At 62.9% G+C, this 22,747-nt stretch carries 27 protein-coding genes; 10 read left to right on the top strand and 17 right to left on the bottom strand.

Going from position 1 to position 22,747, the window contains the following annotated elements:
* Positions 1-75: 75 nt before the first annotated feature.
* The 4 genes from rpoH to N551_RS38910 form a co-directional block, all read right to left on the bottom strand.
* Positions 76-993 (bottom strand): RNA polymerase sigma factor RpoH, encoded by a 918-nt coding sequence (gene rpoH, locus N551_RS0119970; RefSeq protein ID WP_027568398.1) that lies wholly within the window; start codon positions 991-993, stop codon positions 76-78.
* 60 nt (positions 994-1,053) lie between these two features.
* Positions 1,054-2,478 (bottom strand): ATP-binding protein, encoded by a 1,425-nt coding sequence (locus N551_RS0119965; RefSeq protein WP_027568397.1) that lies wholly within the window; start codon positions 2,476-2,478, stop codon positions 1,054-1,056.
* A gap of 9 nt (positions 2,479-2,487) precedes the next feature.
* On the bottom strand, positions 2,488-3,168 hold the full coding sequence (locus tag N551_RS0119960; RefSeq protein WP_027568396.1) for a response regulator transcription factor: 681 nt from the start codon (positions 3,166-3,168) through the stop codon (positions 2,488-2,490).
* Between the two features lie 71 nt (positions 3,169-3,239).
* Complete coding sequence (locus tag N551_RS38910) at positions 3,240-3,425, bottom strand: hypothetical protein (protein ID WP_081747913.1); 186 nt, start codon at positions 3,423-3,425, stop codon at positions 3,240-3,242.
* A gap of 232 nt (positions 3,426-3,657) precedes the next feature.
* Here N551_RS38910 and N551_RS0119955 point away from each other — a divergent pair, with 232 nt between their 5' ends.
* The 3 genes from N551_RS0119955 (at position 3,658) to N551_RS0119935 (ending at position 5,535) form a co-directional block, all read left to right on the top strand.
* Positions 3,658-3,903: a hypothetical protein gene (locus tag N551_RS0119955; protein WP_027568395.1), complete on the top strand. Its 246-nt coding sequence runs from the start codon at positions 3,658-3,660 to the stop codon at positions 3,901-3,903.
* A gap of 281 nt (positions 3,904-4,184) precedes the next feature.
* Entirely contained in the window at positions 4,185-4,556 is a 372-nt protein-coding gene (locus N551_RS0119950; RefSeq protein WP_027568394.1) for a hypothetical protein, read from the top strand.
* Positions 4,557-5,286: 730 nt separating this feature from the next.
* On the top strand, positions 5,287-5,535 hold the full coding sequence (locus tag N551_RS0119935) for a hypothetical protein (RefSeq protein ID WP_027568392.1): 249 nt from the start codon (positions 5,287-5,289) through the stop codon (positions 5,533-5,535).
* 104 nt (positions 5,536-5,639) lie between these two features.
* Here the strand turns inward: N551_RS0119935 and N551_RS0119925 are convergent, their stop codons facing one another.
* From N551_RS0119925 to N551_RS35980, 8 genes are all read right to left on the bottom strand, one after another.
* Complete coding sequence (locus N551_RS0119925; protein WP_027568391.1) at positions 5,640-6,131, bottom strand: DUF4411 family protein; 492 nt, start codon at positions 6,129-6,131, stop codon at positions 5,640-5,642.
* Between the two features lie 3 nt (positions 6,132-6,134).
* A complete protein-coding gene (locus N551_RS0119920) occupies positions 6,135-7,298 on the bottom strand; it encodes an XRE family transcriptional regulator (protein ID WP_027568390.1) in 1,164 nt (387 codons plus the stop codon).
* Between the two features lie 356 nt (positions 7,299-7,654).
* Positions 7,655-7,975 (bottom strand): hypothetical protein, encoded by a 321-nt coding sequence (locus N551_RS35990; RefSeq protein WP_245287824.1) that lies wholly within the window; start codon positions 7,973-7,975, stop codon positions 7,655-7,657.
* Positions 7,975-8,895 (bottom strand): non-homologous end-joining DNA ligase, encoded by a 921-nt coding sequence (ligD, locus tag N551_RS0119910; protein WP_027568389.1) that lies wholly within the window; start codon positions 8,893-8,895, stop codon positions 7,975-7,977. The genes N551_RS35990 and ligD overlap by 1 nt, the downstream gene beginning before the upstream one ends.
* 163 nt (positions 8,896-9,058) lie before the next feature.
* Positions 9,059-9,286: a hypothetical protein gene (locus N551_RS0119905; protein ID WP_027568388.1), complete on the bottom strand. Its 228-nt coding sequence runs from the start codon at positions 9,284-9,286 to the stop codon at positions 9,059-9,061.
* 427 nt (positions 9,287-9,713) lie between these two features.
* Complete coding sequence (locus tag N551_RS35985; protein WP_035961632.1) at positions 9,714-9,902, bottom strand: hypothetical protein; 189 nt, start codon at positions 9,900-9,902, stop codon at positions 9,714-9,716.
* Positions 9,903-10,281: 379 nt separating this feature from the next.
* Positions 10,282-10,647, bottom strand: coding sequence for a tripartite tricarboxylate transporter substrate-binding protein (locus tag N551_RS39725; RefSeq protein WP_371180075.1), 366 nt, complete (start codon positions 10,645-10,647; stop codon positions 10,282-10,284).
* Between the two features lie 68 nt (positions 10,648-10,715).
* Entirely contained in the window at positions 10,716-11,000 is a 285-nt protein-coding gene (locus N551_RS35980) for a helix-turn-helix transcriptional regulator (protein ID WP_081747911.1), read from the bottom strand.
* A gap of 72 nt (positions 11,001-11,072) precedes the next feature.
* On the opposite strand from N551_RS35980, the gene N551_RS36675 reads away from it, so the two are divergent.
* From N551_RS36675 to N551_RS35970, 5 genes are all read left to right on the top strand, one after another.
* Positions 11,073-11,525: a hypothetical protein gene (locus N551_RS36675; protein WP_051462862.1), complete on the top strand. Its 453-nt coding sequence runs from the start codon at positions 11,073-11,075 to the stop codon at positions 11,523-11,525.
* Between the two features lie 2 nt (positions 11,526-11,527).
* On the top strand, positions 11,528-12,109 hold the full coding sequence (locus tag N551_RS0119880; protein WP_027568386.1) for a hypothetical protein: 582 nt from the start codon (positions 11,528-11,530) through the stop codon (positions 12,107-12,109).
* Between the two features lie 116 nt (positions 12,110-12,225).
* Positions 12,226-12,723: a hypothetical protein gene (locus N551_RS0119870; RefSeq protein ID WP_027568385.1), complete on the top strand. Its 498-nt coding sequence runs from the start codon at positions 12,226-12,228 to the stop codon at positions 12,721-12,723.
* Between the two features lie 96 nt (positions 12,724-12,819).
* Positions 12,820-15,102, top strand: coding sequence for an AAA family ATPase (locus tag N551_RS0119865; RefSeq protein ID WP_027568384.1), 2,283 nt, complete (start codon positions 12,820-12,822; stop codon positions 15,100-15,102).
* The gene (locus N551_RS35970; protein WP_081747910.1) at positions 15,102-16,133 is read left to right on the top strand and encodes a 3'-5' exonuclease; all 1,032 of its coding nucleotides are present in this window, start codon (positions 15,102-15,104) and stop codon (positions 16,131-16,133) included. Before N551_RS0119865 ends, N551_RS35970 begins: the two co-directional genes overlap by 1 nt.
* 468 nt (positions 16,134-16,601) lie before the next feature.
* Here N551_RS35970 and N551_RS0119850 read toward each other — a convergent pair whose 3' ends face one another.
* The gene (locus tag N551_RS0119850) at positions 16,602-17,294 is read right to left on the bottom strand and encodes a hypothetical protein (RefSeq protein WP_245287823.1); all 693 of its coding nucleotides are present in this window, start codon (positions 17,292-17,294) and stop codon (positions 16,602-16,604) included.
* A 577-nt stretch (positions 17,295-17,871) separates the two neighbouring features.
* On the opposite strand from N551_RS0119850, the gene N551_RS0119845 reads away from it, so the two are divergent.
* The gene (locus tag N551_RS0119845) at positions 17,872-18,162 is read left to right on the top strand and encodes a hypothetical protein (RefSeq protein WP_027568382.1); all 291 of its coding nucleotides are present in this window, start codon (positions 17,872-17,874) and stop codon (positions 18,160-18,162) included.
* A gap of 294 nt (positions 18,163-18,456) precedes the next feature.
* The gene (locus N551_RS0119835) at positions 18,457-18,678 is read left to right on the top strand and encodes a hypothetical protein (RefSeq protein ID WP_027568381.1); all 222 of its coding nucleotides are present in this window, start codon (positions 18,457-18,459) and stop codon (positions 18,676-18,678) included.
* Between the two features lie 208 nt (positions 18,679-18,886).
* Here the strand turns inward: N551_RS0119835 and N551_RS0119830 are convergent, their stop codons facing one another.
* The 4 genes from N551_RS0119830 to N551_RS0119815 all read right to left on the bottom strand — a co-directional run.
* On the bottom strand, positions 18,887-20,317 hold the full coding sequence (locus tag N551_RS0119830) for a MobA/MobL family protein (protein WP_027568380.1): 1,431 nt from the start codon (positions 20,315-20,317) through the stop codon (positions 18,887-18,889).
* A 499-nt stretch (positions 20,318-20,816) separates the two neighbouring features.
* Positions 20,817-21,215 carry a hypothetical protein gene (locus tag N551_RS38210; protein WP_155809830.1) on the bottom strand — a complete coding sequence of 133 codons (399 nt, stop codon included), beginning with the start codon at positions 21,213-21,215 and terminating at the stop codon, positions 20,817-20,819.
* Positions 21,216-21,413: 198 nt separating this feature from the next.
* Positions 21,414-22,406: an ATP-binding domain-containing protein gene (locus tag N551_RS35965; protein ID WP_155809829.1), complete on the bottom strand. Its 993-nt coding sequence runs from the start codon at positions 22,404-22,406 to the stop codon at positions 21,414-21,416.
* 37 nt (positions 22,407-22,443) lie between these two features.
* Positions 22,444-22,747: ATP-binding protein (locus N551_RS0119815; RefSeq protein WP_027568379.1), on the bottom strand; the 304-nt coding region annotated here is incomplete at its 5' end.

Raw genomic sequence — 22,747 nt, 5'->3', positions numbered from 1 at the left:
GTCTGCCTGGAGCGGGTTACGCGGGATCGTCGGACAGATGAGAGCGGCCGGACTTGCGTTCAAATGAAAACGAATTCAGACGCTGCATGCGGTGCCCCGTGGCGCATCCTGCGCGGCGAGCATCACGGCCCGCTTGACCTTGGCAAAGGCGCGCATCTCGATCTGCCTGACACGTTCGCTGGATATGGACAATTCGTGGGCCAGCCGATCGAGCGTGACGGGGCATTCGGTCAGCCGCCGCGCTTCGAAGACGCGACGTTCCCGCGCAGCAAGCCCACCGAGCGCAACACGCAAGGCGCTGGCACGCCGCTCGGTCTGCTCGTGATCGACCAGCACCGTCTCGGCGTCGACCGCCCCGTCGACCAGCAAGGCTTCCAGCTCCGTTCCGCTGTCCTCGCCACCGACGCGCACATTCAGCGACATGTCGCCATGCAGCCGCGCGTCCATCTCGATCACCTCGCGCGCGGTGACCTCGAGCTTCCCCGCGATCAGTTCGGCAACGTCAGGCGTGAGCCCCGACATCGCGCTGCCGGTGGCTTTCCTGATCTCGCCGCGGAGCTTGAAAAACAGCTTTTTCTGCGCGGCCGTCGTCCCGATCTTGACGAGGGACCAGGACCGCAGGATGTACTCGTGAATGGCGGCCCTGATCCACCAGACCGCATAGGTGGAGAAGCGCGCGCCGCGGTCGGGTTCGAAGCGTGACGCTGCGATCACGAGGCCCAGATTCGCCTCGGCAATCAGATCGACCATCGGAAGGCCGTATCCCTTGTAGCCTCGCGCCAGCCTGGCCGCGAGCCGGAGATGGCTGGTGACGAGCGCGTCTGCCGCTCGTCGGTCCCTCGTCTGCTGCCAGCGGCGTGCAAGCTGCTGCTCCTGGCCGGGCTCGAGGAAGTCGTAGCGTCCGATGGCCGCGGAATACGCGCTGAGGAACGGCACCGGTGCGACCGTCGTGGCAGGAGGATTGCTTCTCGTAACTTCGTGGCTAGTCTGCATCTGTCACTCCCACGCTCCAGGCCGGCTGATCGATCTCGAAGGCATCGCGCACCATGTGGCTCACCCCATCTGGTCTGCGTTTGCGTGCAGCAATGTCCGCGACCGGCGCCTGGCGGCCTTGCCCGTCCGTCCGGTCCAGGCCAGGATCTCGATCCGCCCTCCGGGGGCCGGACCGACGATCAGCCGAAAGCCGTGCAGCTTGACGATGGCGGCGACCAGGCTCAGTCCGAGGCCGACGCCCGGCGTGTTGCGCATCTTGTCCGAGCGGTAGAACCGCCGCAGCACCGCTTCGCGTTCCTGCTCGCTGATGCCGGGACCGGTATCGCTGACGCATACGAGCGCCGTGTCGTCGTCCGCTTCCAGGGCGAGCTCCACCCGCCCGCCTGACGGCGTGAACTTGACGGCATTGTCGACGAGATTGGCGACCGCCTCGAACAGCAGGTCGCGGTCGCCCCACACAAGCACATCGCGCTCGATGACCACACTGAGCCCCACGCGCTTGTCCTCGGCGATGGGTTCGTAGACGTCGCACACCTCGCGCAGGATCTCGTCGAGCGCGACCTCGCCAAAGCCCGCCATGCGGCGGTTGTTCTCGATCTCGGTCAGGCGCAGCAGGGCGGTGACGATCGCGAGCGACTGGTCGATGCCGGCGATGGCCTTGTCGGTAATCTCCTGCAGCTCCTCCAGCGTAGCCGCATGCGCGCGCCCGCGCTCCAGCGCCAGGCGGACGCGCGTGAGCGGCGTCCTGAGATCATGGGCGATGTCGTTGCCGACGCCGGCGAGCGCGTTGATCATCGTCTCCATCTCGTCGAGCATGCCGTTGACGATCCCGGCCAGCCGCGCGAACGGATCGTCCGTCCCGTCCTGCGGGAGCCGCTCGCGCAGCTCGCCGGCCACGATGCGCTGGACCCGCTGGTTCACCTCCTCCACGCGCCTCTGGGCGCGGACGCTGAGCCAGGCACCGGCCAGCAGGCAGAGGCTGAAGGCCGGCAGCAGGCCCAGGGCCAGCGCCTGCCCCACCACAGTCGAGATCTCGCGCGTCTCGTCGACATTCCGTCCGACCAACAGGACATCGCCGCCATCGAGGCGCTTGCCGACCACCCTGACGACGGGATCGTGCAGCGCCGGCTGCTTGATGAGATCGAGTCGCACGCCCTGCACCGCGCCGTCGAGCCCGAGCTCGCGCGGCACGCGGTCGATGTTGCCGGCCAGGCGGGTGCCCGCGGCATCGAACAGTCCAGCATATTGCACGCCCCTGGAATCCTGATCGAGATGATCCGCGATCGCGCTGATGCGGTGGGCCGGCGACAGGTCTGCGATGAAGTTGATCTGGGTGGTGATCATGCGATCGGAGCGCGCGATCAGGTAGTCATCGAGCTCCCAGTAGATGAATGCGAACAGGCCGACCACGAACAGCGCGAAGCCGGCCGCCATGGCCAGGGCCCAGAGGAACGTGCTGGAGCGGATCAGCTGGATCTGACGCATCGCCGGTCCCTATTGCCGTGAACGCAGGACGAAGCCGGAGCCTCGGACGTTGTGGATGAGCGTCACCTCTCCGGGGCCGTCGACCTTGTGACGAAGCCGGCCCATATGCACGTCGATCAGGTTCGTGGTCGCCGGAACGAACTTGTAGTTCCAGACCTCCTCCAGCAGCATCGCACGCGTCAGCACCTGGTCGTTCCGGCGCATCATGTATTCGAGCAGGCGGAATTCCCGCGGCAGCAGCTCGAGCCGGCGTTCGCCGCGTCGCGCGGTCCGCTCGATCAGATCGAGCTCGAGCGGTCCGACATGCAGGATGGTTTCGCGGCTGTCGATCGGACGGCGCAGCAACGCCTCGATCCGCGCGACCAGCTCGATGATCGCGAACGGCTTTGTCAGGTAATCATCTCCGCCCATGCGCAATCCCCGCACGCGGTCGTCCACCGCGCCGAGCGCGCTCAGGACCAGGACGGGCGTCCTGACCTGGTCGTTGCGCAGCGCCTCGATGACGGTGAGCCCGTCCATTCCCGGCAGCATGCGATCGACGATCATGGCATCGGGGCTCGACGCGCGCGCGCGGTCGAGGCCGTCGACGCCGTCGGCGGCCCAATGCACCTCGAACCCGCGATCGGCAAGCTCCGCGACGATCGCCTCGGCGGTCTCGGCGTCGTCCTCGATCAGGAGAATCCGGTTCATGATCCTCGCTCCACGTTCCGCGCGGCGTCTCGGCGCGCGGTAGGGGCGCGTGGGCTCGGCGACGCGCTGGGTCATGTTCGATGCCCGCGCGCGTCGAACGCGCGGCCTTGATGCCGCCCGTTGCCGGCCACTCGCTGCGGTACGAGATAGGCTCGCGGCGCATGGGGCGCCATTAAATTGCAGTTCATGATGCGGGTTGCGCGCCGCGCCAGCAGCGCCAGTGCACGGGCGATGCGTGTTGCCAATGTCGTGATCATCTTCAGTGCTCCGCTTCGAACTACGCTGCATCGAACATATGCGCTCGACGCATCCTTGGTCGTCCAGGTGACAACGGATGTTATGGATTCGCACGATCGTGGTGCGACGTTACATCGGCTCACGGGCCGTTGAATTGCGGTGAGCAATTCGTGCATTTGAATCGTGCCTGATCGCACCCACTTCGATGAGCAGCCGGCTTGGTCGGCCTGATGTCATCAAAGGAGAGAGCGAATGACCACGTCCAAACTGTTGTCGATGGGACTGATTGCGGCCGCGATGCTCGGCGGACCCGTGATGGCGCGCGAGCATCACCGCGTCGTGCGGCAGCCCGCGATGGAGGCCGACACGGTCGCGACGAGCGCGCCGGTCTATCAGGGCGAACGTGGCTGCGTTCCGGCGCCGCGCGTCGGCGCCTTCGCCACGGCGCCGTGGACCGGCAACAACGTGCCTTGCGAGCCCGGCACCGGGAGCTTCTAATCGCGCCAACACGTCCGTGCGGATGACGCCGCCGGCCGCCGCACCTCGCATGACAGGGAGCGGGCTGATCCATTCAGCCCGCTCCCTTTGCGCTTGCCGCCACCGCGCGGCGGAATCACCTTCGCGCGCGGCATGCCTGATTTCTGACGCCGAATTCAGTTGGACTCCCGCGCAGCGCTCCTACCTCTGTTGCATTACTCGCTCAGCCATCGGCGGGCTCTCGCGCACGACGCGGAGGCGGGCTTCAGCGACGACCGGGCTCAACACAAGAGGAGTTTCCCATGAAACGAGCCATCATGATTCTGGCAACAGCAGCGCTTGCCTCGACGCTCGCCATCGGCGCGGCCAACGCGCACGGCGGTGGTGGCCACAGCGGCTTCGGCGGCGGCGGCTTCGGCGGCGGACATGCGGGCTTTGCCGGCGGCGCGCATTTCGGCGGCATGGGGCATGAGGGCGGATTCGGTGGCGATGCCCGGTTCGGCGGCGAGCATCTCGGCTTCGAGGGCCATGCCGCAACTGGCGGCCTCCGCCAGCACGCGTTTCACCGCTATGACCGCTACCGCCCCGGATATGGATCCTACGGCGTCTATCCGGATTGCTACGATTGGTATGAGCTGGATCCCGGGCAGCCGTTGCCGCTAAGCTGCAGCTAGATCCGCGCGCACGACGCGGATCGGTCCGGATCGCACAGCGCTACGGTCCGGGCCGATCGAGCTGCGCAGTAGTAGCGCAGCTGTCGGCATGCGATGTGCCAGCAGACCACAACGGCAATGGAGGCTCCAGCCTTCAGCCCCCGCTGGGGCCGTACTCTTGCCTGCTGGCACCGGCGAAACGCCGCAAGATCGAGGAACGCCACAAGAAAACGCCGTCCGCTTAAAATGAAGCGCAAGCGGCGGCACCGATGAACGTTCCGGACGCGGCATTGAGACGCAGAGCTATCTCGTATTGGTTATGGCCGGAGCCAGTTTGTTTTCCTTGTCAGGGCCAGGAGCAACGATCCTGAGCGCGTCGTCGGGCAAGGTGTCGCTGCAGCCTCTTAGCCTCATCCCATGGGGAGCGCAGTCCCGCGCTCCCTTTCGCTCGTCAGGTTCCCAGCCCATCGAGATCGGGACCATGACCCTGACCGACATCGTTGACGTCGTCCGACGCCAGCGCGGTGAGAAGGCCGCCGGCAGCGCCCACTTTACTTCGCACTGATGCCCATACCCGCCTATCGACCGCGCCCCTCGCCGAGATCAAATATCTTCATGCTTTGGTCGTTGTCCGGCTCCGCTCATGGCAGCGCGCCGGGCCGAACCGCGACCCGGCGAGCATCCGGCAGGGTCTGCAGGACTATTGCGACGCCGTCATCGCGCTCGTAAACGATGCCGAGGTCATCATCCCATGAGCACGTCGTCGGCCAGGCATGTCCCCGGCGAGCAGTTCGAGATCAGGAGCCGCAAGGAGCTGTTCGACGCGCTCAACAAGATGGTCATGGATAAGGGGGCCCGGTTGACGAGTGTGCCAGGTGAGCGAGCGGTAGCACTTGAGGTGTTGCCGAGCTCGACGCTCCCGAGCGAGCTCGGCTACAAGCTCACTGCTGAGCCTGACGGACAGCGGCTGCTTCCCCACGGCCATCACCAAATGCGGTGATCATGAAAGGATCGACTGTGCCGATGATGGTGACGCACGCCGGCATCGTCCGCGTGCAGCGCTATACCTTCAGCGTCGCCTGACGACCGCCGCCAGCGCGACCTTCACATATCGAACTTCGCCCCTAGCTGCCGCAGCATCTCGTATGGGCCCATGTACTCGACGCCGAATTGCTTGCACACATTTGGGATCTTTGGCTTAGTTGATGTCGGGTCCACCAACTGCTCGCCGGTCGCGACGATCATCCCGTGCGTCTGCGCTCGGGCGATCAGCCAGGGGTCGGCGCCCTTGAGGAATTCGCTCGCGTTGTGCTGCGGGTAGGTGTTCACGACGTAGCCCGCGATCGGGCCGAATGCCCCTTGGACGGCCGCGTCGGGCGGCATGAAAAACGGCGAGCCGTCGCGGTCCTTCACCCAGGTGGCCAGCTCATCACCGAACCCGACCATCTCCTCGTATACGGTGCGACACGAGATGATCCGGCCGGCGTCCGATTCCTTGTCGAGCCACTTCCAAAAGCCCGGGACAATGTCCATGGCATAGGGGCCTTGCTGCGCTTGGATGAAGATGTTGCTATCGAGGCAGTACGGCTTCGGCATGGATCACCGCAGCTCAAGCTTATCGGCCACCGCCCGTAACAGCGGGACCTTGATGCCGAGCAGACGCGCCGCGTCCCGATAAAGCGTGTGGCCCTCAAACGTCGCGTTGATCACCGCGCTTGTGAATAGGGCGCCGTTGCGCGAGCGTAGGGTGACGTAGAAATCGCCACCACCTTCATCACCGCCGCTGTCCCGCTGGCGGAAGCGCGCCAAGTCGCGGCGATAAATCGCGTTGATCTCCTCAGGGTTGACGTTGAGAAGTTCGGCCGCGCGCCGCAACACCACCAGCGAACTCACGCGGTACCGGCGCACCAAGTGACCGATGTTGGCGTCGATATCGACTGCGTAGTTCCAGTGTTGGCGGAGGCTTTCCTCGGGCACCAGCACCTCGGCGGCGACCGCGTTGCAGAACCGTTCGGTCTGTGCCTCCTGCCGCTGGCTAGGTGCGAGATCGACGTTCGATATCCCGGTGGCGCCGACCCAGAGGTGCGCCACCTCGTGCGCCAGCGTGAATATCTGTGCGGCTCTCGCGTCCCGTCCGTTTATGAATACGAGCGGCGCGACCTTATCGGCGATAGCAAAGCCACGGAATTCATCGACGGACAGCGCGCGATGCGTGTTGTTGCCAACGATCCCGCTGCGCATGACCATGATGCCGGCTGCCTCGGCCTGGCGGATGAACATGCGGAGGAAATCCTCCCAGCTCCTCGCCTCCGCCCGCATCGCTTCATCGATCTTGAGCACGTCCGCGATATCACGAGCGACTGCGCTGGGCCTGTCGCGAACCGTAAAAGCGCCCACGAAGCGGAGCGGCTCGGCCGCTTCCTGTTGTCGGTAGTCACGGTACCACTCGTACTTCCGGATGATGTCGTTGACCAAGTCGTTGAAGTCGATGCTCGGCCGCCGCAACTCGGCACTGCCCACAGTCCGCAGATCGGGCAGCGCGAACTGCTCGGCCGGCGGCTTGTTCAGGAACAGGTAACCGAATGGGACTCGAAGAATGTTCGCGAGGTTCTGCGCTTGCTTGAATGTCGGTTTCGCCTCGCCGCTCCCCCATGCGTCTAGTCGGTCCGATTTCACACCGACTCTTCCCGCAACGTCCTCTGGCGCGAGCTTCGACCGCTCGATCGCCCAGCGTAGAACTTCTGGTGTTATAATGGCTTCCATTGCAGTCGGCTAACAGTCCTGGGGGCGGCCCGCTACCCGTACGGCCGCGCCGACCGTCGCATGAAACCGTTAACGGCTCAACGTCCTGCCGGGGCTTATGCCGGCAGCGAATCGCAAGACGGACTATTCCGGCACATCCGCCCTCGGCCTCGGATGCACCCGCGCATCGACCAGGACCTCGACCAAGGCCTCCCGGAAGCTGTCGCGGTCCAGGATGCGGACCACGCTCTTGCCAGAAGCGGCTCCAAGAACTCGCCGCCTACCTCTTCCGGAAGAACCGGGCCAAATCCGTCAATGGGCCGAAGCTGAACCGAAATCCGACTGGCGGTCGCGGTGGGTGGGCTTCCGAGGAAGCATTACAGTGGGGGCAAGGGTCCCCGGCCGCGCCGCAGCCGCAGGCGTGCGGCCCATCTCAAGAGCGGTCTGGATGGGCTTCGCATACCCAACCAGTGTTTTCGCAGGCGCAATTCATCGGTCACCGCCCTCGGCCGTGGATGCACCCGCGCATCGACCAGAACTTCGGTGATGGTGTCGCGAACGCTGTCACGATCGAGGATGCGGAGCAGCCGATCGACCGTGGTCTCGGCATCGCAGTCGCGCGTCAGATAGTCGGCGAGTGCGATCATGGCCAGGTCGTAGCTCTGCTCGATCTGCTCGGCTGGCGTGAGGCGCACCATCACAGGTCCTCCCGGATGCCCTTGAAGGATGGATGCCGGACCTTGCCCTCGGCAGACTTGCCCCGATACTCGACCTCGGCGAGCAGCTTCGGCTCGACACAAAAGCCCTTGTGCGACACCCGCTTCGTGTAGGGCTGCGTCTTCCTGATCAGCGGCTTCAGGAGCTTCCGCAGCTCGGTCTCGGGCTCCTTGTCGAAGCCGTGGTCGACCTTGCCGGCGTAGACGAACTCGTCGCCCTCCTGCCGGCCGACAAAGATGCCGTCCCACTTGCTGCCGTCCAGAGCGAAGCCGGCGATGGCCAGCGTCTCGCGGTGGGCGCAGGTGGTCTTGACCCAGTAGTCGCCGCGCCCGCTTGCGTAAGGCGAGCCGGCGACCTTGGAGACGATGCCCTCCAGCCCGGCATCGCAGGCGCGCCGGTACAGCTCGGCACCGTCGATCTCGAAGTGGTCGCTGTACTCGATCGCGGTGCCCGCGATCACCGGCTTCAGGAGGGCCTTGCGGTAGACGAGCGGCACTCTCCGGAGGTCCCGGCCGTTCAGGTACAGCATATCGAAGGCGACCATGACGATGTTCTCGGCGGTCCCCCTGAGGCTGTTCTGGAGCATCGAGAAGTCGGTCTTGCCGCCTTCGCCAGGAACGACGATTTCGCCATCGATGATCACGGACCCGACGCCGATCAAGTCGGCGTCGGTCGCGATCTTGCGGAAGCGCTTGGTCCAGTCGTGACCGCGCCTAGTGAAGACCTTGATGCCGCCGTTGACGATGTGGAGCTGGGCGCGGTAGCCGTCGTACTTGATCTCGTGCAGCCAGCGGTCCCCGCGCGGGACCCGCTCGACCATCTCGGCGAGAAGCGGGTCGATGAAGCCGGGATACGGTGCCTTCTCGCCGATCGGCGCGGGCTTCTTACGCTGCGACGCCACTGACAAACTCCACGACGCAACACACAGGGATTCGAGTCACGTCTCCTCGAATCGTTCCGGTGCCTCGTTTTGCAAGTCGGGAACAACCGGCAATCGGGTGGCGTTCTTTTCTTAGCTCCGGGCAGTGTCTCGGAGCAGCGTAGTAAACTACGGCCTCAAGGGTTCATCCCCCTGCGGGGCCGGCTTTTTGGGTCGCCGCGTCGCGTTCGGCTCTCGCGAGCGCGCGCGCCCGCTCAAGTGCTTCCGCGCCGGTCAGCCGGTCAGGCCCGAGCCGCCGTCCGGCGACATCGTCCCAGTAGAAATAGACGCTCGGCCGGCCATCGTCGAAGCAGACTTCATAGCTGCCGCATTGGGGCACAGCTTCGTGTTTGCGGATGCGGACGGAGTCCATGCCGGCATCAAAGCGCCGCCAGGCACCGCTGGCAAATTGTCGATGCGTAGGAGGTCCGAACGATGCCGAGCACTGGGTGTCGTGGGTGTGGACAACCGGATGAAGGAGGCCGCAAACCGAGGCGGTCTTACTGCTTATCCTCGGTCCAGGTTTGTTCTCCTCTCTGGCACTTGAACATGCGAACGATCCGCCGGTCTGGGTATTTAGCATCTTCACCGCGAGGTCCGGCTTTCGGCCGCAGTGATTGCAGGGCTTGATCGGGTGTGGCGTGTAGCTGGACAGACTTCGTTTTTAAACTCGTCGGTCATCTAGAAGGCCTCGCCGTTGGGGCAACCGGATAAGTTACAAAGTGGACCTAAGTTCCCACGGCGGCGCGATCCACTACGCGCGGCGCTGAGGACGCCAGACCGCGTCTTGCCTGGGCCAGCTACGGCTGCTTGCTGAAATCATGGACCGTGCGGGTTTGTTCGGCGCGGCGGGCCAGCTCATCATAGGTCTTGGCGATGTCCCGCAGCGTTTCCTTCAGGGGGGGGTGTTCTGCGTTGTCGGACTTGGCCCGGAACTCCTCCGCTTTCGCTCGCCAATACCGAGGCGGATGCATCCGCTCGATCCCCATGGGGCCGGCTCCCTGAATTGATCTCGTCCAGGTCCCGAACAACTGAAGCCAACGGGCGTTCCCGCGCACCGGCCGGGCTTACTTGGCGCAGGACCGCGCGCGCTGCCGTTCCAGTTCGAAGCGCATGATTTGTACCTGGTGCCTGATCTCGGCATTGAGGTGCCGGAGCCGGACACTCTCCTCGATGGCCCGATCAGCGCGGTCCAGGAGATGCCGAGTTACAGGACTGATGACGCTGCAATCCATGTTTCGCCCGAACGGGTGCAGGCTGGCGCGATGTCTCAGGACGCCGTGACCGTGCGCAGAGTCTCGGGCCGTGACGAAGGCGATTGATCCCCGCCCCCCACATCTCCCTGAACGGTCAATGCGACGTTCTGGATCACCGTACCTCCACCCAGGCGGCCTGCCGATAGGAACACCTCTCCGATTGCCAACTTTTCCCAGCACCCTCTCCTAAGGGTGATTGCGATTGGCCCCCGCTCCACCGTCCCATTGCCCAGTGAGCTGGGGGCCATTTTTTTGTTGGGCCTCGCGACGGTAGTTCGCCCGTGGGCATAGCCGAGACCAGCTGAAAGTCTTTATCGGTGTCATAGGCGAGATCCTTGATCAGCACACGATTCACCGACATCGCGCCAGACGTCGTAAAAAGCACCGTGTACCCGTCCGGAGCGGCCCGCTTGACCTCGGCCCCGGCAATCGAACCGAGTGCTCCGGCTTTGTGTTCGAGCTGAATTTTCGACGACACTTCGCCGCCAGGCGATGCATACAAGGAGTTCGTTGGCGGCAGCGTGCTTGCGCCTCAACCCGCAAAGGTCACGCAGGCGCCTCGTCGCGGTTTTCCTTGATCAAAGGATGCAGCTTGGCCTCCCTTACGCGGATGCCGACCCCCCGCTCGGCGTTGTGTTCGTCCATCAGAAACTCGACGCCCATCTCCTGCAGACAATCGACCAGTGCCTTGAGAGTACGGTCGTGGGGAATGCGACCGCCATTCTCGATGTGCGCGATCGTTCGCTTCGCCACCTTGGAGGCGAGCGCAAGTTCAGCCTGAGAGATCCCCAGCCAAACGCGCGCAGACGCAATTTGCCTTCCGTTAACCATTATTGTACGTTCCTGGTGCACTTGTGCATCAGTGGTGCTACGGTCCCATCAACGCAAAGAACGAGGACCTTGATGACCTTCCCCGACCCCGACGGCCAGCCGCAGCCGATCACCCCCGCGCAGGCCATTTCCGCCGACGACACGCCCATCTCCACCATGTGCTCCGAGGCCCCTGCCGAATCCGCCGCCGATCGCGCATCGGCGTACGGACGCTACATCAGCAGCGCCGCCTGGCAAACCAGCCCGGCCCGCTTGGCCGAGCTCGAGGCATCCGGGCACCGGTGCCGGCTGTGCTTCGCCTCGCGCCGGGAGGCGAGGCTGGAGGTGCACCACCGCACCTACAGAAACTTCCGCTGCGAACTCGCCGAGGACCTGACGACCCTCTGCCATCCCTGCCACCTCGGCGTCACCGGCATGGAGCGCTTCCGCAAGTACGCGCGGTCGCCCTTCAAGCCGCCGCCGCCGACGCCGGCGGCGCCGCCGCCGCCCGCTCTCTTCGACTACCGCACCCCCTTGGAAATCTAGACATGAGCACCGAATCCATCGCCCTCCGTCTGATCGGCATCGGCCCCATGCTGATGCACAATTCGCGCCTCGGCGACCCCCTCGATCCCATCGCCAAGCAGATCGATGCGGCGACCAACAAGCGGGGTAAGAAGACCGAGGCCGACCATCTGAGGATCGCCGAACTGGAATTCCACGGTTCGCTGTACCTGCACAACGGCGCCCCGTGCCTGCCGGCCAACATGCTCAAGGCCGTGTGCGTGGACGGCGCCAAGGCGACCAGGATGGGCAACACCACCAAAGCCGGCTTCCGCGCCGACGGCGCTGCCCTGTTGCAGTACGACGGCCCCAAGACCGCTGCCGAACTGTGGAAGGACGAGCGCTTTCGCCACCGGGCGACGGTCCGCATCCGCAGCAGCGGCTCACTCACCGTCAGGACCCGCCCCATGTTCGACGGCTGGAGCGCCGTCATCCACGGCACCTTCCTGCCCTCTCTCCTCGACCGCGAGGATATCGTCGCGTTCTACCGCATGGCCGGCTTGTACGGCCTCGGCGACTACACCCCCGAGTTCGGCCGCTTCCAGGTGGAAGAATTGGTCAAATAGCTCCCCGTGCCGGGGCGTGGCCCGGCGAGGCATGGCACGGCCCGCCGTGGATCTTCTCAAGAACGATCCGCGCATCATCATCAATCGCAACGAACGCGCAGTCCGCTGCGCGATCGATGGAGGCTGACCTGAAGCAGTACGACAACGAACGGCACGATCCGGCCCGCCGCCACGGCTCCGGACGGCGCCGCGTGCTGAGCTACTGGCGGAGCGTCCCCGCCGAGGAGTTCGACGCCGCCTTCAAGGCGGAGGTGACGGCATTCGTGCGCGAGACGACCACCACGGAGTGGCGCCGCGCGATCGCGGCCGACTCTGCTGCCGCCATCGCCATGGTGATCGACTGCAAGTCGCCCGACTTCATCGGCATCAAGGTCGACTTGGCCATGACCGTGTTGTTGGCCTGCGCCTTCGACGACCCCGCCGCGGCGCTCGTGCTCTCCGTCAAGCTTCGGCAGATGCCGCTCCCGGCCCGGCTGCGCAAGCAGCTCGCCACCTCGTGGCTGGTGGCGAACATGCTGTCTGCCTCAAGCGGTCCGCGCCGCCCCGCAAGGAACACGACACCTGAGCGTCAGCAGGCTTCGCGACCAGCGCCTCCCCGTTCTCGTCGTCGGTGACTTCGACACGGCCGGCGTCGGCTGCAAGTCGTTGGCCATCGCCGGCGAACAACACCGACCTCAACCTCAGCCGAACCCCAAGGTGATGACCTGACGATGTCTCCTACCCTGCCGAAGATCGCCGTGGCGCCGGACAGCGTCGCCGCCTCCGACGACACGACGCCGTCCAAGGACGTCGCGGGCATGGGTCCGCTGGAGTTCGAGGTCTATCGGGACGACTGGCGGGACGCTGCGCAATTCAGGCTGCGCGCCACCTTCCTGAAGGCGATAAAACGGCGTGGAACGCCTCCGAAGAATGGGCGCAAGGGCCGAAGGATGGCGCCGTCGACGGCTTCGGACCGGCTGTCGTTCTCGCAACTCAGCCGCCGCCACGCCATCGAGCTGCTCGATGACGACGAAGTGGAGACGCTTCCCGACAGGCTCGCGCCCGGTCCTGCATACCCGGTGACCGCCGCCAAAGTCGCGGCGCGCCTCCTCCTCGCCCGTCTGTTCGACGGTCGTAAAGACGCGCTCGATGGGCTGAAGCTCGCGGCGCCGGTGGTCGCCATCGACGTCGCCGAGCGCGACCTGCTGCAGGTCGTAATCGGCAACTGGCAGAAGGTCCTCTTTCCGGACGGCGTGCGGGTGATGGGTACCGGCAACTTGGGCCGGCGGGAAGATTTCGACATGGTCTGCCTGACCATGACGAAGCCCCGCAAGACCACGGACACGAGCGATTTCGAGAAGGAGGCACTCTCCGCTCTGTGCCTGGGGCTTCCGTTCGTCTCGATCTCGCCCGATGCGGAATCGCACCTGCCGGCCGTGGTGCTGAAGTCGGACCCGATCAGGCTCGTGTTGCCGCCCATCGATGCTCGCGTCGTTGCGCTGGCGATCCGCGTGGTCACCGGCAAACCTTGTCGCGAATTGCTGGAGGAGGATGCCGCGCGCTTGCTCACTGCCACCGATCTTTCAATCGGCATCCGGTTCGACCGGTCGCCTGAGGAATGCCTCGCCCAGCTGAAACGCCTCGTCGGCCTGAAGCGGGCGCCGGCGTCGGTTCGGGCCATCTCGCTCGACGACCTGCACGGCATGAACGAGGCGGTGAGCTGGGCAAAATCGGTAATCACGGATCTGAAAATGTGGAAAGCCGGTATGCCCTGGTCGGCGATCGACGCCGGCGCGTGCCTGGTGGGACCGCCCGGCGTAGGCAAGACGACGCTCCCCCTGGCCATGCAACGCTCGGCCGCCGAACAGGGCATCGAGCTCGAGGTGGCTTCTTGCTCGCACAGCCAATTCCAGGGTGCAGGCGAAGGCCACCTTGGCCACTTCCTGCGCGAAATGACCAATTTCTTCGCCGCCGCTAGGGCAAAGCCCCGGCCCGTTCTCGTTTTCATCGACGAATGCGATTCTTTCGCCGACAGATCCAAGTTGCGTCATTCTCACGCGGACTACGTTACGGCCTGTGTGAACGGGCTCATTTCCGAGCTAGACGGAATCTCGAGCGGCCGCGAAGGCGCGACGTCGAGTCGCGAGGGCCTCATTCTGCTCGGAGCGTCTAACGATCTCAGCAGATGCGACCCCGCGATCCTCCGTTCAGGTCGGTTGAACCGCATCATCAGGATCGGTCTGCCCGACCTGAACGATCTGGATAAGATGTATCGCTACAGGCTCGGCGGGCGGCTCGTCCACGACGATCTCCAGGAGATCTGCATGCTGTCGCTCGGTAGCACGGGCGCCGACGTCGAACGCATCGTCAAGGATGCGCTGCGCATTGCGCGCCATGCCTCGCGAGATCTGATGTTGTCGGACCTGCGCGCCGTAGTCTCGCCCGAGGAGGACCGCGACTTCGATACGCAACGGCGGGTCGCGATCCACGAAGCCGGCCACATCCTCATGGACGTGCTCAATTTCGGCGCGCCGGAGAACGTATTAGCGAACATCGCGGCCGTCGGCCAGCGCGGGGGCGCCACGGTGCGCACCAAGTCTCCGCCGTTCGCAGGTACCTACTCGGACTATCGTCTTCGGCTGGAAACTCTGATCGCAGGACGCACCGCGGAGAGCTTGCTGCTGTCCGAACATTCGCACGGCGCCGGCGGACGCCGCGGATCGGATATCCACCTCCTGACCGCCACCGCCACCGCTATGGTCGGCTCGCTAGGGCTGGCCGGTCCTGTACCGCTGCTGTTCTTCGGATCGCACGACGACACCGAGGAGCTCATGAGTTATCCCGAAGTCAGACGAGCGGCGCACGAAGAACTTCAGAAGGCGGCCGAGAGTTGTCTCGCCAAGCTGACCGCGCATCGTCCCGTACTCGAAGAGATCGTGAAGATCCTGCTGCAAGCGCGCCGCATCGACGGGCTCGCTGTCGCCGATCTCCTCGCAAGGTCGAGGATTCGGTGATGAGCCAGCATTTTCCGATCGACATAGGCGACTGCGATCTGGAGGAGATCGCTGCCTTGCTCGAATCCTCGGGCCGGTTTCGGGTTCTGAGGCGGCTGGCGGAGCCCGCCCCCACTCCGGTGCCGGCCGACCTTTTTCGACGGGGGCTGTTCGTCGACGTGGAAACGACCGGGCTCGACGCAGGCAAAGATACTGTCATCGAGCTCGCCATGGTGCCATTCGGCTACCGCGCCGACGGCGAGATCGTCTGGGTCGGCCAAGCCTACTCAGGCTTGCGCGATCCCGGTTTTCCCATCCCCGAGGCCGTGTCGCGCCTTACGGGCATTACCGACGCCGCCGTGAAGGGCACGTCGATCGACGCCGCCACCGTCGACGCCGCCGCACGCGAGTGCGCCGTTGTCGTCGCACACAACTGCGCGTTCGACCGAACCTTTTGCGAGCGAATTTGGCCCGTATTCAGAGACAAGCCCTGGGCCTGCTCGCTCAAGGAGATCGACTGGTCCGCCGAGGGGTTCGAAGGAGCGAAGCTAGGACAGATCGCCGCCGGCTTTGGGTTCTTCTTCGATTCGCACAGGGCCGCGGACGACTGCTACGCCGGCATCGAGATCCTCCGACGGAAGCTGCCGAGGAGCAGCTCGGCGGCGTTCGCGACGCTGCTCGCGTCGGCGCGGAGGACGACCGCACGCATCTTGGCCGGCGACACCCCGTTCGCCGCACGGGAAGTTCTTAAGCAACGAGGGTACAGATGGCATCCCGGCTCGCCCGATAGACCGAAATGCTGGTTCGTCGAGCTTGGCGAAGAAGACGTCGTGGCGGAGATCGCCTTCCTTCGGGAGCGCGTCTACAGAAAACCGAATCCCGATATCTCTTATGTCAAGTTGACCGCCTACGAACGCTACTCGGATCGGATGCTGAGCGACGTTCAGAAAGTCGGTGATCGGGTGGGAAGCCTGTCCGCGAGATCCGGAAAGGCGCATCACGGAACCGGACTTCAGGCCAGCGATCTTTCTTGTAGAAAACAATTGCCGTGAGCACCACGGCCGGCGGTGAGCTGGAGCAGAACCGCTGAAGGAAAGGCGGCCTCAAACGCGCGCGGCCCGAAACAAACGTCTCCATTGCGCAAATGCAGCCCCAGCGATACGTCGATGCGGACGCCGACTTCACCGAAGCCGAGTTCGACTATGTCCGGAAGGACGTTTTTCAGAGGGAAGACGTCCAGATCGCGGTTCGAGCGATCACGTCGCTCGATCGATTTTCAAGCGGATCTAGCGGTTGAGTCGCAAACGCGCCGACCCATGTTGGCCTCAACAACGACGTGATCATAAATTGAATCGCGAAGTACCATAAACGGCTAGTCTCTAACACTAGTCTCAGGAGCCGCAGGACTAATCCTACTACTAGTCTGACTAGAGGGAGGACTAGTCTCACGACTAGTCCTACCCTGGGGTCCGGTAAAGCAACGCCGTCGATAAACCTGGGGCGGCCACACTTCTTCCCTATTAGCGCACACCTCCAAGCGCCCAGCCCAGCAATCGAGCACGGAGGCCACCACGCTGGCGAACTTCGATGAAGCGCAGAGCCTCGGGACAGCCGGACGCGGCGATGGCCGCCTCCAACAAGCCCTTGGCAGAAGCGTCCGAGATATCCCCCGCATGGCGGACGAGGCAATCCAGAACAGAGAAAAAGTGCTCATGGGTCTTCGCCAGGCCGGCGATGTCGTCAAGCAGCGCAGGCCGAGCCGCACGGATCGCGGCCGTCTTGGCCAAATCCCCGCGCCTGATCAGCTCGATGATTGACGAGGCGTCGACTCCCGAATCGATAAAGAATTGGACCAGCTCGAGCAGAGTCTCGCTTGAGGCGACTGACAGGACGGTAGAGCGGACATTCTTGCTGTTGGTCTTGTCGGCGACGAATGCCTGTGCAACCTCGTAGACGGCGTCCTTCGCCTCCTTAGGAACCTCGACAACGTATTGCTCGAACCCCTGGGCGCGGTACTTTCGTTTGGCCTCAGCCGCTTCGGAGATTTCCTTCTTCCCGCGAGCGACGCGGACGTAGGCCTTTATCGGTTCAAGGCCCAGTTCGGCAACTTTCTCGTCAAATTGGGTTTCGTCACAGGCGTCAGATCCCGCCCCTTGGTCAAAGGTGTCGGGACCAGGTCCAGATGCTTCCTCGGCGTCGGCATGCACGGTCATTCGCAGGACTAGTCCGAAGACTAGTCTCCCTATGCTAGGCCACCACGACGCCAATCGCATCGCGCAAGGACAATGCTGCGCGTCGATTGACGCCTCAGAGGCGTCGTTTTCAGAGGATTTTCATGGCGTGCGCGAGGCAATCCCGAGAGAAGGCTAAGTCGTCGATGGAGAAGCCTTCACGCCTTCACCACAAAGTGGCCTCGGGTACGGAGGTCCGGCAGCCTCTCCACGGGCTGCACAACCACTCTCAGGAGCGGCGGACACGTCAAGAGTAAGCCGTGCCCATCGAGACACAAGCCTTACGACAGAACATCGTTAAATCGTGTTAACTGCTGCCTCTTGCCCAACCACGCAGTAAGGTCTTCCGAGCTTCGTTTCAGAATTTCTAGTGAGATACGTATCGAATGGAATGCGACGCTAAACCGGGTTGAGAGATATAGGCGCTGCCTTCCCGTAGTGGATAGCGAGAATATCGGTCCTTGAAGCAACGCCAACTACATGCCGATGGAATCTCAATTGCGCGACTTGACAGCCGCTCCTCCACTTAAAATATCTGGATTGCGGGATTGGCCCGCAAATGGAAATGGAGGGGAATGTAAGGATGTCTCACAGCTATCAGCGATCGCTGCAGGAAGCCGAACAGCAGCTCGAAGCGGCTCGCGGCGCGCTGGCGCGGGATTTTGTCAAGGCCGTTAGCAACGCAGGCTGGACTCCCGTCTTGCGCGATGAGCACGACGTCATCGCACTGGTCAGCACTATCACCACTATGTTCGAGGATCGCGCTTTCGTTGATCGATTGTATGCCGCGGGGGATCAGGCCAGGCAGCAGCAGCCCCGCGTCGGACGCCCGAAGCGCATCCCGCAGTAACGGTTGCAGTCGGGCGCAGCCAAGAGGACGGCGGGTCCGCTGTGAATGACGACGCTCCGGCGCGCTGTCGCTTGGCTCTTATTGCACGATATCGGACATCTGCCCTTTAGCCATGTTTTGGATAAAGGAGAATTTCGAAGTGGCAACTGCCGCCAACAGAAGTGCCGCGATCTCCTCATTGAGCACGCGGAAGTGCGTCTTCGTTGGATTTGCCGAGTGAGGGCGTCCACATCGTTTAAGCGGACCGCCGTCGTTTTGATCAATGGCGGGCCAGTTGTCGGTTAAGACGCATCGATGATTCTCAGCCGAGAGGCGATCGTGGCCGGTTATACGGTCCAGTTCACCATGGCGACGGCGCTGGCGAAGGCGCACGGCGCCCAGCGCCTGGACGAGAAACTGCTCGCGCTTGCAGAGAAGCCAAAGCTGCGGATGTCGATGCGCTCGACCACCTGCCGCTACTTTGCGGCGCATCTGTTCTTCCAGCTTTTCAGCCGCCGCAAACCGGCGCCATCCTAATCACACCGAGCCGCCGCGTAGCGGCGCATAAAACCGTCTACCGTTCACGAGCTCCGGTCGGCGCCCCGCGCGCCCCGTCGGCGGCGTAGCAACCTAAAGCGGACGCTTGTGAAAGGGGGTCCTAGTCGCGGTTGCCGACAAGATTCGAAATTGCGGCCGCTGCACAGCCCAATTTCCCCGAACCGAGCCCGGCAGCCGCTCTTCTTTTCTAGGCATCACCGGGGTCCGGCTCGGGCTCCTCGTCATAGTCGAAATTGGGATCAGTCTCTGGCTCCGCCTCGTCGTCAAACTCAGCATGATCAAGTTCGTCTTGCCAGGGTACGTCGTCCTGCCACCTACTCTCCTCGTCGAAGGAAGGCTCAAGTGTTTCACGCATTTCAGGGTCGGACGCCGGCTCGGAACTCTGCGGCCCTACCGAAGATGGGTCCACAGGCTCGACTTTCGCAGGCGGAACGTACGCCGCGAGGAGCTGGTCGACGACCGCCAACGGATCCAACGGACGTACTGTGTCAGCAAGCAAGTGGCCAAACTGATTGTTGATTAGCTTCAAAGCATCTTCGCTCGCGCAGGTATTGATAGCGGTCACGCCTAAAATCACGCCCGCCGTAATAATTTGGTCGGTGGATTGGGCGTTCCCTTCCACAACGACTGCTGGCCAATCCAAAGCTCGCGCCAGTTTGACAATCAGCCGTGCTCGCGCCGTCCCCGCTACTCCCTCGAAGCTCAATATCGCGCCGTCGAAAACGACTGAGCCGTCGCGTGTCGTCAGCACGATCTCGGGTTTGTCCTCTTTGGTCACGCGTACTTCGGCTCCCTCCTCCACCGCAAACGGCACGACGAAATTAATTCGGGACTGCCGCACTTCATCGCTCGGCGGATGGCGTTGGCTAACGGCATTCCTGACCGTGACCGATTGGAGTTTGTCGCTGAACTCCAATTCCGAGCGCCGGCCGGCCTTAACCGGCTTATTTTCCCGGCGGGTATCGATCAATTTCTCGAGCCCCGGGACATAGACCCCGCGGTCGCGCATGCGCCAAAATTGGGTTGGAACCCGCTCCTCAGGCTGAGGCCGCCCCCTCTCCTCGTTTCTTCGAGGATCAACGTACGCCGCGACACCGAGCAATGCGCAGGCCAGCGTCAGGCGCCCTGCTATAAGTGCCCGCGCATATCGCGACTTATCCCGCAGGAACTGTCGGTCCCACTCCGGACGCTTGTTGCCGAAACCATCGGCCTCGAGGCCTCGCTGGGAGACCCAGGCGTGGCAGTGGGGATTGTAGTCCCCGTCCGAGGCGACCGGGTACTCGATGTCCAATCGAGCGGCCATTCCCTCGACCGCAAATTGGGCCAAAACAAATGCTGCGACGGGCCGCAAAAGCTCCCGGAGTAATTCTCTGGGCAGCGCGAAATCTATCGTCCTGCCGCACTGTGCGTCGGACCGAACGTCTCTCGCCGACGCCGCCATGATGAAGTTGCCCAAGTCGGCGAATTCCTCGGAGGCGCCGTGGGGTAAAAGTATCAATCCTCCGTCGTGATCGCCGCGATATTTCCCGTAATCGGCGCGCCGACCCCCGTCATTGACATAGCCGTTTGTTTGATAGGCGAAGCGCGCAAGGGCGGTATAGCCTTTCCTCTTCTGCACAACCCCAAATCTAATATGACACGATCCACTATTCAAAGATGCAGACCTCCTCGCCCGACATATAAGGGACCTCTCCAGTCACGATTCAACGCGGGCTCTCGGCAAGACGCCAGCTGCTTTGCATGACTATCCAGCGATTTGCCGCGATTGAGCGCGCTTGCGGTATTTAGATACTATAGCGCATCCTACACCCGACCGCTCGAAAACGGGCTGGCAACCTTCCTCAAACACGGATGGCTCGCGAGAAGGCATCGTTTCGCGCTTGAGGTCGGCCAATACCTGAAGCGTCGATGGGCCGCCCCATCCGGCCGGGTCAGCAAATTGTCCCTGGACAGATTTCTTCGGGATGGAGCGCCATTTAGAAATTGACCGGCGCCATTTAGAAATTGACCCTATAGCGGGCCTAAAATCCGAGCATTTGGTTCAGGCCCACCCTGAGGGTCGCCCGAAATTCCTTGACGAAGCCTTTCAAATTGGCAGTGCAAACATTTGCCGGACCTCAGCACTTGCGTGGATTGCTTCGCAAACCAGGCAGATACTGCCGCCACGAGCCAAATCCCGAGAGGCCCGTCTTGTCGGCAAAATTCCAAGGGTTCTTCATCAGTGCCAGCACGCCGCTCAAGCGCGTGTTCTGGGGTTGACCATCTGGCGGCCCGACCGGACTCCGTCCGGCCTGCGCAGATCTTCTGCGCTCTACGCTGCGGGGAGGTTGTGCAATCAATTCGGCAGCAATGCCGGTCTGGTTAACCTCGGCAAAGAACCCTCCCCCCAGCTCGGCGGCCAACGCCTTCCAATCCGCTCTCGCGTCACCACCGCCCTTGATAAGGAGCCCGCTGTTTCGCAAGGCATGATCGAGACGCTCTACCTGATTGCGGAATAGCCTCACGATCCAGCTCACCTGTAGTGTAGACTCCCGAGGGAATGGCATCGAGTATTTGATGGATCCGGGGGCTTAGCCGAAGGACAAATTGTAGCGTGTTGTAAAGCCCATGTGCATTCAGGCATGCCGCGAAGGTCGAAGGAGCCTCCAGGACAGCCTCGGGCGTATTCATCATTTCTCGATCTGGGGTGGGCACTTTTGTCATCGAATTGCACCTCAGCGAATGAAAAGCGGACTGGGTTTGACAGGGGATAGGACAAGCATGAGTTCGCTCTTTGCGCGACTGAGTGCAACATACAGCAGGCAACGCGCTTCTGCCGTGTCCGGAAACGACTTTGCGTCGCACGGCATTACGATCACGCTCTCGCATTCTAGACCTTTCGCCTTGTGAATGGTGCTGATCGCCCGTTCGGGTGGCTGCGGGCGGGCGTAAGCGCGCCGATGAGCCAGATCAGCCAAACCATCAGTTGGGTTATCAAACCGGCCTATGCGGACGGCGTCCCAGAACTCGCGATGGCAATCCAACTTGACGTTCTTGAAGTGAGGCTCTGATTGCGTGAATTCATGCAGGCGAGTAAGCATTTTGGCGGCGCCCTTGTGATCGGGGGATTCGAGCACGAGTCTCGCAAGCTCCTGGATCATCGCCGGCTTGCCTCGCGTGTTCTTTGAGCAGCGGTAGGCTATTTCGTCCTCAAGCCGTTTTCCGAATTCTGAGAGGCTGAAGCCTACGGCAACCGCCTCCATGAATTTCATGATGGCTACAGCTACCTCTTCAGGCGCAGTGACTTTCTCTAGTTGCTGAACAAAGACCTCCAACGCCGAACGCGTGTAGCCTTCCCACAGCAAGATGCGCCGATCAAAGAAGCTCCTTAGCGTACGTGCGGTCTCGTTATAGCGCGTCAAAACAAGCAGCGAAGATTGGCATTTCTCAAAAGCATCGACAGCACGGCGATCATTTGAACCAAGACGATAGTCGAGATTTTTCTGGGCAATGTTGATCGCATCTACAATTTTCACGCTGGGCGGCGCGGTACGTAGGTCAACCTTAGCGCCTGCCTTCAGAGCGTTTCTCGCTGCCAACGTCCACTTTCCAAGTTCTGGACAGCCGTCGGTCCAGCGGTGCGGATGATCAAGTTCTTCAATGCGGTCAGCGGCTCCAACTAGGTCATCCCAGGAGTAAGGGTTGGCTTCCTTAAAGATTTTTTGCATGGGATCAGCGAAGACCCGCACGCGCGAGCCGTTGCTGTCAATCGGCGTTCAAATTTGACCCTGTATCGGCGTCCAATTTTGACCCCTTCGAGCGGCGGGTTTTGGCGGTAGCGCTCGCACCGTCGGAGCTGGTCGGGGTTGCGGAGACGGTGCGAGCGCGGGTTGCGTGATCGTCGTCGCGGCTTTTGAAGCGCCAGCTGTCGTTGCCGGTCTCGACGATGTCGCAATGGTGGGTCAGGCGATCGAGAAGCGCGGTGGTCATTTTGGCGTCGCCGAACACGCTGGGCCATTCACCGAACGCGAGATTGGTGGTGACGACGATGGACGTGCGCTCGTAGAGC

The organism is Bradyrhizobium sp. URHA0013 (assembly GCF_000518345.1).
Lineage (GTDB): Bacteria > Pseudomonadota > Alphaproteobacteria > Rhizobiales > Xanthobacteraceae > Bradyrhizobium.
This window is presented reverse-complemented; position numbering and strand designations above follow the sequence as displayed.

Coding starts and splice junctions, on each gene's coding strand:
- N551_RS35965 (WP_155809829.1), bottom strand. CDS start 22,406: ATGCAAAAAATCTTTAAGGAAGCCAACCCTTACTCCTGGGATGACCTA.
- N551_RS35970 (WP_081747910.1), top strand. CDS start 15,102: ATGAGCCAGCATTTTCCGATCGACATAGGCGACTGCGATCTGGAGGAG.
- N551_RS0119955 (WP_027568395.1), top strand. CDS start 3,658: ATGACCACGTCCAAACTGTTGTCGATGGGACTGATTGCGGCCGCGATG.
- N551_RS0119960 (WP_027568396.1), bottom strand. CDS start 3,168: ATGAACCGGATTCTCCTGATCGAGGACGACGCCGAGACCGCCGAGGCG.
- N551_RS35990 (WP_245287824.1), bottom strand. CDS start 7,975: ATGGTGCGCCTCACGCCAGCCGAGCAGATCGAGCAGAGCTACGACCTG.
- N551_RS0119835 (WP_027568381.1), top strand. CDS start 18,457: ATGATTCTCAGCCGAGAGGCGATCGTGGCCGGTTATACGGTCCAGTTC.
- N551_RS35985 (WP_035961632.1), bottom strand. CDS start 9,902: ATGGGGATCGAGCGGATGCATCCGCCTCGGTATTGGCGAGCGAAAGCG.
- N551_RS36675 (WP_051462862.1), top strand. CDS start 11,073: ATGACCTTCCCCGACCCCGACGGCCAGCCGCAGCCGATCACCCCCGCG.
- N551_RS0119845 (WP_027568382.1), top strand. CDS start 17,872: ATGGAAATGGAGGGGAATGTAAGGATGTCTCACAGCTATCAGCGATCG.
- N551_RS0119865 (WP_027568384.1), top strand. CDS start 12,820: ATGTCTCCTACCCTGCCGAAGATCGCCGTGGCGCCGGACAGCGTCGCC.
- N551_RS35980 (WP_081747911.1), bottom strand. CDS start 11,000: ATGGTTAACGGAAGGCAAATTGCGTCTGCGCGCGTTTGGCTGGGGATC.
- N551_RS0119850 (WP_245287823.1), bottom strand. CDS start 17,294: ATGACCGTGCATGCCGACGCCGAGGAAGCATCTGGACCTGGTCCCGAC.
- N551_RS0119935 (WP_027568392.1), top strand. CDS start 5,287: ATGAGCACGTCGTCGGCCAGGCATGTCCCCGGCGAGCAGTTCGAGATC.
- N551_RS0119905 (WP_027568388.1), bottom strand. CDS start 9,286: ATGGACTCCGTCCGCATCCGCAAACACGAAGCTGTGCCCCAATGCGGC.
- N551_RS0119920 (WP_027568390.1), bottom strand. CDS start 7,298: ATGGAAGCCATTATAACACCAGAAGTTCTACGCTGGGCGATCGAGCGG.
- N551_RS38910 (WP_081747913.1), bottom strand. CDS start 3,425: ATGATCACGACATTGGCAACACGCATCGCCCGTGCACTGGCGCTGCTG.
- N551_RS0119965 (WP_027568397.1), bottom strand. CDS start 2,478: ATGCGTCAGATCCAGCTGATCCGCTCCAGCACGTTCCTCTGGGCCCTG.
- rpoH (WP_027568398.1), bottom strand. CDS start 993: ATGCAGACTAGCCACGAAGTTACGAGAAGCAATCCTCCTGCCACGACG.
- N551_RS0119925 (WP_027568391.1), bottom strand. CDS start 6,131: ATGCCGAAGCCGTACTGCCTCGATAGCAACATCTTCATCCAAGCGCAG.
- N551_RS0119950 (WP_027568394.1), top strand. CDS start 4,185: ATGAAACGAGCCATCATGATTCTGGCAACAGCAGCGCTTGCCTCGACG.
- N551_RS0119880 (WP_027568386.1), top strand. CDS start 11,528: ATGAGCACCGAATCCATCGCCCTCCGTCTGATCGGCATCGGCCCCATG.
- N551_RS0119870 (WP_027568385.1), top strand. CDS start 12,226: ATGGAGGCTGACCTGAAGCAGTACGACAACGAACGGCACGATCCGGCC.